General features: G+C 55.6%; 10 protein-coding genes. 2 read left to right on the top strand and 8 right to left on the bottom strand.

Annotated features, from left to right (window positions below; genetic code table 11):
• On the bottom strand, window positions 1-1,071 hold a 1,071-nt coding region (locus AC1DVH_RS20240; RefSeq protein ID WP_477755295.1), incomplete at its 3' end, for a TonB-dependent receptor.
• A gap of 207 nt (window positions 1,072-1,278) precedes the next feature.
• Here AC1DVH_RS20240 and AC1DVH_RS20235 point away from each other — a divergent pair.
• Window positions 1,279-1,959, top strand: coding sequence for a Fe2+-dependent dioxygenase (locus AC1DVH_RS20235; protein ID WP_477755294.1), 681 nt, complete (start codon window positions 1,279-1,281; stop codon window positions 1,957-1,959).
• Window positions 1,960-2,727, top strand: a complete 768-nt coding sequence (locus AC1DVH_RS20230) for a tetratricopeptide repeat protein (protein ID WP_477755293.1) — start codon at window positions 1,960-1,962, stop codon at window positions 2,725-2,727.
• A 99-nt stretch (window positions 2,728-2,826) separates the two neighbouring features.
• Here the strand turns inward: AC1DVH_RS20230 and AC1DVH_RS20225 are convergent, their stop codons facing one another.
• From AC1DVH_RS20225 to AC1DVH_RS20195, 7 genes are all read right to left on the bottom strand, one after another.
• A complete protein-coding gene (locus tag AC1DVH_RS20225) occupies window positions 2,827-3,792 on the bottom strand; it encodes an alpha-xenorhabdolysin family binary toxin subunit B (RefSeq protein ID WP_477755292.1) in 966 nt (321 codons plus the stop codon).
• A 107-nt stretch (window positions 3,793-3,899) separates the two neighbouring features.
• Window positions 3,900-5,081, bottom strand: a complete 1,182-nt coding sequence (locus tag AC1DVH_RS20220) for an alpha-xenorhabdolysin family binary toxin subunit A (protein WP_477755291.1) — start codon at window positions 5,079-5,081, stop codon at window positions 3,900-3,902.
• A gap of 280 nt (window positions 5,082-5,361) precedes the next feature.
• A complete protein-coding gene (locus AC1DVH_RS20215) occupies window positions 5,362-6,525 on the bottom strand; it encodes a type III PLP-dependent enzyme (protein ID WP_108218162.1) in 1,164 nt (387 codons plus the stop codon).
• A 660-nt stretch (window positions 6,526-7,185) separates the two neighbouring features.
• Window positions 7,186-8,343 (bottom strand): osmoprotectant ABC transporter ATP-binding protein OsmV, encoded by a 1,158-nt coding sequence (locus AC1DVH_RS20210; RefSeq protein WP_477755290.1) that lies wholly within the window; start codon window positions 8,341-8,343, stop codon window positions 7,186-7,188.
• Window positions 8,340-8,993 carry an ABC transporter permease gene (locus AC1DVH_RS20205; protein WP_477755289.1) on the bottom strand — a complete coding sequence of 218 codons (654 nt, stop codon included), beginning with the start codon at window positions 8,991-8,993 and terminating at the stop codon, window positions 8,340-8,342. Before AC1DVH_RS20205 ends, AC1DVH_RS20210 begins: the two co-directional genes overlap by 4 nt.
• 19 nt (window positions 8,994-9,012) lie before the next feature.
• Window positions 9,013-9,915 (bottom strand): glycine betaine ABC transporter substrate-binding protein, encoded by a 903-nt coding sequence (locus AC1DVH_RS20200; RefSeq protein ID WP_477755288.1) that lies wholly within the window; start codon window positions 9,913-9,915, stop codon window positions 9,013-9,015.
• Window positions 9,916-9,935: 20 nt separating this feature from the next.
• On the bottom strand, window positions 9,936-10,652 hold the full coding sequence (locus tag AC1DVH_RS20195) for an ABC transporter permease (protein ID WP_477755287.1): 717 nt from the start codon (window positions 10,650-10,652) through the stop codon (window positions 9,936-9,938).
• Window positions 10,653-11,012 lie beyond the last annotated feature (360 nt).

The raw sequence follows: 11,012 nt of genomic DNA, 5'->3' as shown, positions 1-11,012 counted from the left end.
GCCTTTACTGTCGTCCGGCTGGGTCAGGATGTAATCCTGCATGCTGGTGCCGTGACGCAGGGTGTTCTTGATGGTCAGCGAGTCGCTCAGGTCGTGCTCGATGGCGAAGGTCGCGGTGTCGGTGCGGGTCTTGCGGAAGTCGCGATCGGTCAGACCATAGAAGTTGCTGCTGTCGCCGCCGTCATTCGGCTTGTCCGGATTGGCCTTGGTACGGGCAGTCGAGCCACCGACCGGGATGGAGTACGGAATACCCGAGTCCGGCGTGTCATTGCTTTCGAGGTGGTAGTAGTCGAGGTTGACGCGTGTGTCCGTACCCAGGCCGAAGGCCAGGGACGGTGCAACACCCCAACGGTCGTAGTCGACGCTGTCACGTCCGGCGACGTTGCTCTCGTGGCTCAACAGGTTCAGACGGCCAGCGGCGGTGTCGGTGAACTGGTAGTTGCCGTCGAAGGTGTAGCGTTGGGTCTGGTCGGAGCCCCAGGTGAAACCACCGTCGAGCGAATCGCCCAGGTGCGCTTTCTTGCTGACCAGGTTGATGCTGCCGCCGGCGGCGCCACGGCCGCCGATCGCGGAGTTCGGGCCTTTGCTGACTTCGATCGATTCAACGGCGAAGATCTCGCGGCTCTGGGAACCGGTATCGCGCACGCCGTCCAGATAGGTGTCGCCCTGGGCGTCGAAGCCGCGGATGAACGGACGGTCGCCCTGCGGGTTGCCGCCTTCACCGGCACCGAAAGTGATGCCCGGAACAGTGCGCAGTGCGTCCTGCAAGTTGAGCGAACCGGTGTCTTTCAGAACCTGCTGYGGAACAACGGTCACCGAGCGCGGCGTGTCGATCAGCGGCGCCGTGTACTTGGGGGAGGAGGCTTTCTCGACGTTGTAGGTCGTCTCGTCCTGGGCTTCGCCGGTGATGGCGGTGGCGCCCAGCGAAATCACTTTGTCCGGTGCTTTTTCGTCGGTTTTTTCCGCCGCGAAAACCATGTGGCCCGCAGAGCCGGCAGTAATCGCCATGCCGATGGCGGATGCGAGCAGACGTGGTGAACTGACCGGTACTTGTGGTTGTTGACGCGACATTTGAATTCCCCTCCCCAAGGATTTGAGGCCGCGGAATATAGGGTAAACAGGTATTCGTAACAATTGCGAAATATTACTATTCGCACTTAATTTACATTCTTTACAATTTACCCTTACGGTTTTTGCTGACTCACTCGTCAGATGTGTTTTACACAGGCAATAAGAATCAATACCATTAGAGCTCCTTTGGTTTCAGGTGCCTTTGTCATGCTGCTGCACATTCCCGGCCTGTTCGAAAAAGACGAGGTGCAGCGCATTCGCGAGGCTCTGGAACAAGCGGATTGGGCTGATGGCAAGATCACCGCCGGCTACCAGTCGGCCAAGGCCAAGCACAATTTGCAGCTGCCTGAAGGGCATCCGCTGGCCAAGGAGATCGGCGCGGCGATGCTGGAGCGGCTGTGGAAAAACCCGCTGTTCATGTCGGCTGCACTGCCGCACAAAGTCTTTCCTCCGTTAGTGAACTGTTACACCGCCGGTGGCAGTTTCGACTTCCATATCGACAATGCGGTGCGCCAACCTAAAGGCAGTATCGAACGGGTACGCACGGACTTGTCCGCCACGCTGTTCTTCAGCGAGCCCGAGGATTACGACGGTGGCGAACTGGAAATCCAGGACACCTTCGGCACCCAGCAGGTGAAGCTGCCTGCCGGTGACATGGTGCTGTACCCCGGCACCAGCCTGCACAAGGTCAATACGGTGACGCGCGGAACGCGACTCGCCTCGTTTTTCTGGACGCAAAGCCTRGTGCGTGAAGACAGCCAGCGCGCCCTGTTGTTCGAGATGGACGGAGCCATCCAGCAACTGACCCGTGATGTGCCCGATCATCTGTCACTGATCCGCCTGACCGGCACTTATCACAATCTGCTGCGTCGCTGGGTCGAGGTGTAAGTGGCGGATTTTCGTTTACGCCGCGAGGAATTGCTCGACGGTGAGCGCCTGCGCGCGATGCTCGACGAAAGTCCGGCCCGCGCGGCCCAGGCCATCCTGATTGCCGCACGCGAAGGGGAGATTGAAGCCCAGGCTTTGCTCGGGCAGATTCTGCTCGACGGCCAGGGGATCGCGCAGGATAAGCCGCTGGCGCTGAGCTGGTTCGGCATCGCCGCGCGCCAGGGGCACCTGATGGCGCGCAACATGCTCGGCCGTTGTCATGAGCATGGTTGGGGTTGTGCGGACGATGCATCGCTGGCGGCCAGGCATTACCGAATTGCCGCTGCGGCAGGGCTGGATTGGGCGATGTACAATTTCGCCAATCTGCTCGCCACCGGGCGCGGTGTAGCCGAGGATCAGGCGCTGGCGCTTAGCTGGTATCGGCGTGCGGCGGACCTTGGCCATGCGAAGTCGATGAACCTGCTGGGGCGCTATATGGAGGAAGGCCGATTTTGCCAGGCCGACCCGGATGCCGCTTTCGAGTGGTATCGACGTTCTGCCAAGGGTGGGGATTTCCGCGGGCAATTCAGCTATGCGGCTGTTCTGGCGCAGGACGGGAAAATCGAAGAGGCCTTGGTGTGGTTGCACAAGGCATTGGCGGCAGGGAACCTGAACTTCCTGCGCGTCAGCGGCCAGGCACTGTTACACGCTCCTCACCCGGATCTACGGGCATTGGCGCCGTGCTTTGAACAGCGTGCCGTGCAATTGCAAAATCAGGCGCTGGCATGAGCATGTGGGTATGACAGTCATTGAGGCGAGCGAAAAGGCTGCTCAGGGTTTTCGCTCGCATTAATCGAAGTTGCCGCAAACAACCGAATCGAAACCGGTTTAGCTCTTCCATTCCCCGCGCAGAGACTTCATATGCTTCATGAAAATATCTGATTGTTCAATGAAGCGTTTAACCACCGACTCGAGATCGTCGCTCTCGTCATGTTCGGTAAGTTCCAGGAATTTATTAATGGCGTCGGCGAGAACACTCAATTCATGGGTATAGAGTTCTCTGGGTGTTTGTACAGACTGGAATTCCTCCAGCTGATTCTTTTGATTCTGTAGGATTTTTATATCTTGATTGATGCGAGCGAGATTGCGGCGGCGGTCATCCAGTTGTTTTTGAATCTGGCTTCTGGCTTGGATCAGGTTGTCATACTTTATACTGTCGCTGATTAAATTGAGGATCTTGCCGGCGGCAGCAATACCTGCCTTGACAAGTTCGACTTGAGGGGCGGGCAAGTTGAGGGTGGCGAGTTTTTCAGCGGTTAGAAATAATTCCTTGATGAGCAAGAAGTTGTCTGTCGCTTCAATGAGTTTTATCGCCTCGTTCAGCTCTGTTTCGTTTTTTACCAGTCGTGCTATTGCGCTTTCTTCTTCTGAGATATACGGAGTAGCGTTGCTGATTGAAGTTTCCAGCTCTTTAATTCGGTATTGGTTGTCGCTGAGTGTCACTGCTTTCAGATTTATCAGATTGTTGTTTAATGCCGTCAGAAAATCTAATGTTCCGGTTGTCCCGCTCTTCATTAATATTTTGATTTCTTTGTAAAAGCTGTCTATCGCCTCCTGCTGTTCCGGTGTGGGTGTTCCTGTTTTCAGGTTTTCAATGGCGGTAAGGAAGTGTTTGATTTCAGTAATGGGTAATGCTGTGGGGGTCAGGGTTAAGGTGCTGAGCGCCTGCTTGTTGGTTGAATTTATTTCTTCCTGTAGCGACTTTAATTGTTCCCCTAGTACGGGTAAGTAAATGGTGCTCAATGTACGGATTTTATAATTGAGTGCTTCTCTGCTCTCCTTGATTTTTTTCATGTCAGGTACTGGGTATTGAAATGAGGTGTCTAGTGTATGTACGGTCATGATTGTCCTGTCTTTAAAAGGAAGATTGATGGTAGGGGGGAAGTTTGCACTTGCGGAGTTCAGGCGTTTCGGGTGGCGTTGTTAAAGGCTGTCAATAAATCGCCCGCCTGCTTTTTTATCTTTGACCAGTTATCCATCATCGTGGTTAGCCTGGAGACAAAAGACACCAGGTACATGGCATTGGTAACGCCATCGAGTTTTTTGCTGGATGAGTCGATATAAGCCTGTATCAACTCCCAGAGACTTTCGAGGTTCGATGAACTGCCAGCAGCACCTTCGATCCTGACATGCAGGTCCTGTAGGCTGGTTTCGAATGCCCGCAACGATGCGAGGGTCGCATTGGTGGTTGCAATTTTTGTTTCGATTTCACGTCGTTCGGTTGTTAGCAGATCCAGTTCATTACGAGCCTTGTTGGCCTTGTCTCCATATATTGTAGAAGCAATGATAAAGCCAACTGCGCCACCGATGAGTCCCCACCATTTACTTTTGGAGTATTCTTCGATTTCCGCGAGTTTTTCGTTGATGCGCTGGTTGAGAATTTCAATCCTTTGATTGAACAGTTTTATTTTTTCGTCGAAGTTGTGGCTGTTGCACAGGGCTATTTTCAAACCCAGTGCCGGTTTCAGTGAGTTGCTGATTTCCCGTTTGAATTCGGTGATCTGGGCTTTGGTGATCTGCGTGCTTGCGCTGTGTTCGGTAATAACTGCTTTAAGCTCTTCAACCAGTTCCAGTAATGCCGGAATTTTTCGTTTCTCATCTCCAGTCAATTGGATTTCCGGCAGATTGTCGATTTCCTCCGGGCTCAGGCTGCCGATTTTTCCGACTCCACTGATGTAGCTGGGTAGTGTCATCAGGTAGTTGATGATGGATTGACTGCTTGAAGTGAAATTGTCGGCAAATACATGAAGATCCGAACCAACTCTCTTCATGTTTGATTCCAGCGGCGACCAGGTTTCAGCATGATTTCTCATGGATTTATACAATTTTTTCATATCGGCAGATTTAAGCCCGGCGATATTCAGTTGGTCATACTTGTGTATCTGTTCTATTTCATCAATTTCGATGGGTAGCGCCAGTCCGGCATTGACGTAGCGTCTTATTTTTCTGATGTCATCGTTTGTAACCAATAGTCCACGTTCACGCTCGACACCTTCGAGGGTGCCGGAAACGGCCCCCATGAAATCCGATGTCAGTGAGTTAAGTTCTTCGGCGGTAATGGTCTGTTCTTGAATGGCTAACATGAAAATCCCTTTTGTGTTTTTTCGTCATGGAGGTCCTTGTTGTTGCCGCTGAAAAGTAATGGTAGTTGTGGTTAAAGTTAAGTCTGGAAGAATTTCAATGTGTGTCGGGTAGGGAGTGAAACTCTGAGTTTTGCTGTTTCTATTGAATAAAGTGCAGCTTTCTGATATCGAAACTTAATGTGTTGTGAAGTCGCTTTGGAATCGCTTTCAAGATGAAATGGTGGAAATAAAAAAAAGGCCTGTGATTACTCACAGGCCTTTTTTGTACAGCGGGCAGAATTTAAACGTAGAACGACTTCAGCGGCGGGAAGCCATTGAACTCAACAGCGCTGTAACTGGTGGTATAGGCACCGGTCGACAGCCAGTACAGGCGATCACCGATGGCCAGGTTCAGCGGCAGGCCGTACTTGTAGTTTTCGTACATGATGTCGGCGCTGTCGCAGGTCGGGCCAGCGATGACCACTTCTTCCATCTCGCCCTTTTTCTCGGTCCAGATCGGGAACTTGATGGCTTCGTCCATGGTTTCGATCAGGCCGGAGAACTTGCCCACATCCGTGTACACCCAACGCTCTACCGCGGTACGGGATTTACGCGCAACCAGCACCACTTCGCTGACCAGGATACCGGCGTTGGCGATCAGCGAACGGCCCGGTTCCAGGATGATTTCCGGCAGGTCGTCACCGAAGTCTTCCTTGAGGAAACGGATGATTTCCTCGGCGTAGGTTTCCAGGCTGTTGGTGCGGGTGATGTAGTTGGCCGGGAAGCCGCCGCCCATATTGATCAGTTTCAGGTGAATGCCGTCTTCTTCCTTCAGGCGTTCGAAGATCACTTTGACCTTGGCGATGGCCGCGTCCCAGACGCTGATGTCGCGCTGCTGCGAACCCACGTGGAACGAGATGCCGTAAGGCACCAGGCCCAGGTCGCGGGCGAGGATCAGCAGGTCCATGGCCATGTCGGTCTGGCAGCCGAATTTGCGCGACAGTGGCCAGTCGGCGGTGGTCGAGCCTTCGGTCAGGATGCGCACGTAGACTTTCGAACCCGGTGCGGCCTTGGCGATGTTGCGCAGGTCGGCTTCGGAGTCGGTGGAAAACAGGCGCACGCCCTTCTCGTAGAAGTAGCGGATGTCCTTGGATTTCTTGATGGTGTTGCCGTAGCTGATACGGTCGGCGCTGACGCCGCGATCCATCACTTTGTCCAGTTCATAGATCGAGGCGATGTCGAAGCTCGAGCCTTTCTCTTTGAGCAGGTCGATGATCTCGACGGCCGGGTTGGCCTTGACCGCGTAGTAGACCTTGGCGAATTCGAAACCGGCGCGCAGGTCGTCATAGGCCTGGCTGATCATCGCGGTGTCGATCACCACGAACGGGGTTTCCTGCTTGTCGGCGAACGCCTTCATTTTGTCAAAAGTGGCGCGCGCGAAATAATCTTCGACCTGGATCGGCATGCTGGGAACTCCTACTGGCAAACTAAAATTATCAATGGGTGCAAATGAACGTCCTCCGTATCCCCACTTTGGTTCGCCTACTTCCCAAGGCATGTCGCCGAAAGCAAAAAGGCCATGGGAAGTGCAGCTTTCCCTTGGCCTTGCTGTCTCGTCGTCAGTACTTGAGCCGGATGGATCGTTTCCAGCATGGACGTTCGGCGCGAACTTTAGGGCGTGAGGGGCCTGAGATCAACAAAAAATGTCGCGTTTTTGCACTCTTCTGACGTGCGTTGCGAGCATTACTCTTTGTAACCGACACAGATGACAGTCGGATGTTCCCAAGGAATTGTGAAGTGTTAAGAATACCTGCACGTTCGACGCTTTTGTGCGCCAAGTCGCTAGTAACTACGATAGCGTCAACATCGCCGACGTTGGCTGCGAAAAGGTAGGCTGAGAGGGGATTTGACTATTTCAGCGCGTATTTTCGGATGGCTTTTACAGACGCGACTGTTGATATTTTTTTCCGGTATGCCGATTACCCAAAAATTGCACAAACCTTGTAGGAGCGAGCCTGCTCGCGATGGCATTTTCACTGCCAACATCGTCGTTGACTGATATTGCGCTATCGCGAGCAGGCTCACTCCTACAGGTTTTGCGTTTTTTACCTGGCGATATGGGTGATCAGGCGATCACTGCCTTGGCAGGCGACACGATATTGGTCTTCATCCCGCGCGATCGGCCAGAGCTCAGGTAAGCCGCAATCGACTCCTGCGTCACCTCCCCCAAAAACACCCGCTCGGCATCCATCACCGGCAACCACGCGCGATTGAACTCGTACATGCGCGACAGCAAGATGCGCAAGTGCTCGTCGTACGCTGCGGTGGCGTTGAACTCGCGTTGGTACTGCGCGCAAGTGCCGGCTTGACGGTGCAGGTCGCGACGGCGCACGTAACCCAGGGCTTTATTCTCGGCACAAGTGACCACCACGTAGCGTCGGTCATGCTCGTCCATCAACTCCAGCGCTTCGGCCACCGGGGTTTGCGGGCTGACGGAAGGCGCGTTGTCCGCCGCGTCTTCGGCTTTTACCAGCAGCAGGCGCTTGAGTGTGCTGTCCTGACCGACGAAGTTGCTGACAAACTCATCCGCCGGGTGCGCGAGCAACGTGTCCGGGTGATCGATCTGCAACAGCTTGCCGGCGCGGAAGATCGCGATCTTGTCGCCGAGCTTGATCGCTTCGTCGATGTCATGGCTGACCATGATCACGGTCTTGTTCAGCGCCCGCTGCATTTCGAAGAACTCGTTCTGGATCATCTCGCGGTTGATCGGGTCGACCGCACCGAAGGGTTCGTCCATCAACAGCAGCGGCGCATCGGCGGCCAGTGCGCGAATCACACCGATCCGCTGTTGTTGGCCTCCGGACAATTCCCGCGGATAGCGATGCAGGTATTGCTTGGGTTCGAGCTTGATCATGCTCATCAACTCACGGGCGCGGTCGTGGCATTTCTGCTTGTCCCAGCCGAGCAGTTTCGGCACGACCACGATGTTCTCTTCGATGGTCATGTTCGGGAACAGACCGATCTGCTGGATCACGTAGCCGATGTTGCGGCGCAGCGTTACTTCGTCGAGACCGGTGGTGTCTTCGCCGTTGATCAGGATCTTGCCCGAGGTCGGTTTGATCAGGCGGTTGATCATTTTCAGCGTGGTGCTTTTGCCGCAACCCGATGGCCCGAGGAACACGCAGATTTCGCCTTCATTGACGGTCAGGCTCACCGAATCCACGGCTTTCACATCTTTGCCGTTGCTTTGGAAGGTCTTGCTGAGGTTTTGAAGTTCGATCATTTGAGCAGTCCTTTTGGAGTCAACGAGCGCTGTAGCACTTGCAGAATGAGGTCGGCGATGATTGCCAGCACACTGACCAGCACAGCACCGACGATCAGCATCGACATGTCGCTGCGGCTGATGGAAGCGAGGATGAGTACGCCGAGGCCTCCGGCGCCGATGGTGGCGGCGATGGTCATGACACCGATGTTCATCACCACGGCGGTGCGCACACCGGCGAGGATTACCGGTACGGCGATGGGCAGTTCGACCATGCGCAGGCGCTGGCCGAAGGTCATGCCGATACCGCGGGCGGCTTCGCGGATGCCCGGCTCGACGCTGGTCAGGGCCAGGTAGGTGTTGCGCATGATCGGCAACAGCGAGTACAGGAAAACCGCGGTAATCGCCGGCATCGGCCCCAGGCCCTGGTCGAACTTTGAGTAGAACGGCAGCAGCAGGCCGAACAGGGCAATCGACGGCACAGTCAGCAGCACGGTGGCGCTGGCCTGCAACGGCCCGGCGAGGCTCGGGAAGCGTGTCATCAGGATGCCCAGCGGCACGCCAACCACAATCGCCAGGGTCACGGCGATGCCGACCAGCATGATGTGCTGCCAGGTCAGGTGGATCACCTGCTGCCAGTCGAGATGGGAAAAGGCGTTGATAAATTCCATGACTTTTTCTCTTCCCGCCTCAATTATTAGAAAGCAAGGGGTGTTGGCGCAGGAAATCCGCGGCAACGGCTGAAGGATTTTGGTGCTCGACGTCGACCCGCGCGTTGAGTTCGCGCATGGTGTTGTCGTCGAACAGTTCAGCCAGCGGCTTGAGCTGTGCGGCCAATTGCGGATGCGCATCGAGGTAGGCCTGACGCACCACGGGCGCGGCGGTGTAGTCGGGGAAGTAGTGCTTGTCGTCTTCCAGCAGTTTCAGCTGGAAGGCGTTGAGGCGACCGTCAGTGGTGTAGACCAGACCGGCAAACACCTGGCCGTTGCGCAGGGCGGTGTAGACCAACCCTGCGTCCATCTGCCGGATGTTTTTGCGGGTCAGGTTCATGTCGTAGAGCTTGACCATGCCATCAAGACCGTCCGAACGGTTGGCGAACTCGGTATCCAGCGCCACCAGGTTGTTGGTCTCGGCTTCCTTTCGCAGCACCGTGTTCAGCTCACTGATGGTGTTGATTCGCGGGTATTGGTCGGCGACATTCTTCGGTAGGGCGAGGGCGTAGGTGTTGCTGAATTTCGACGGGGTGAGCCAGACCAGGCCTTTTTTCGCATCGAGTTCTTTCACTCGGGCGTAGGACTGTTCGCTGTCGAGTTTTTCAGTGACATGGTTGTAGGCCACCAGCGAAACGCCGGTGTATTCCCAGAGCATGTCCAACTGGCCACTTTCATGGGCGCTGCGGGCCAGATTGCTGCCCAGGCCGCCGGTCACTTGCACCTCGTAACCCTTGGTGCGCAGGTACTGCGAAGTGATTTCCGCCAGCAGGGTCTGTTCGGTGAACACCCGGGCGCCGATGCGGATCAAGGGTTTGTCAGCGGCTTGGGTAAATCCTGCGAACAGCAGGACGCAGCCTAGTAAAAAGCTTGATGTTTTCATGACGATTCCTTTGCCGAGGCTTAAGACGGGCGCAAGCCGCGTTCGAGCCAGAGGCGGCTGGCGAGTGTCACCAGGCCGTCGAGCAACAAGGCCAGCAGAGCGGTGCAGGCCGCGCCGAGGAGCAATTGCGGCTGATTGTTCAGGGCAATGCCGGGGAAGATCAGGCTGCCGAGACTGTTGGCGCCGATCAGGAACGCCAGCGGCGCCGTCCCGACATTGATCGCCAACGCCACGCGCACACCACCGATGATGATCGGCACCGCGTTGGGCAATTCGACTTTCCGCAGCACCTGGAGCGGGGTCATGCCGATGCCGACGGCGGCTTCCTTGAGCGAACCCTGAACGTTTTTCAGGCCTTCGTAGGTGTTGCGTACGATGGGCAGTAGCGAGGCGAGGAACAGGGCGAAGATGGCCGGGCCGCTGCCGATGCCGAGGATACCGAGGGCTATGGCCAGAACGGCGAGGGGCGGAACGGTGTTGCCGATGTTGAAAAACTGCATGAAGCGTTCGGCACGGCCGACCATGGACGGGCGGCTGAGGAGGATGCCGGCAGGAATGCCCACGACAAGGGCGGCCAGCATGGAAGCGAGGACGAGAATCAGATGAGCTTGCAGGTAAAACAACAAATCGTCGCGGTAGTGTTCGATCGTGTCGATGCCGATCCAGTGGATCAGCAGGGCCAGAAGGGCGATTACCAGCGCGCCTCCTATCAGCCCTTTGCCATAGTGGATAGCCACAGGCGGACTCCTTTTTTCAGTCGGCGAAAAATTTTCGTGTGGCAACGCCATGCCTGGCTGCCGAAAAATGATCGCGAGAAGCAGCTCATGCCGAGCGCGTTCCACTGTAGGAGCGAGCCTGCTCGCGATGGACGTCAACGATAACGCTGGGTATCTGAATGTACGCGTTGTCTGGACGTTTTTTCGCGAGCGAGCTCGCTCCTACAGAGGGTAGGCACACGGCTATTGAGCCATGAGCACAGCCTCGTCAGGCTGAATTGCAGGTGTTTCAGGCCCCCGACGAGTGGTCGTAACGGGGGAGTGGACGTCTCCGTGCTTTAAAAGGTTCCCATCTGAAGCTGCATTTGGCCACCCCTAATG

It is taken from the genome of Pseudomonas sp. P4_C3, assembly GCF_056402075.1.
The sequence above is the reverse complement of the archived record's forward strand: the minus strand, read 5'-3'. Positions and strand labels throughout refer to the sequence as shown.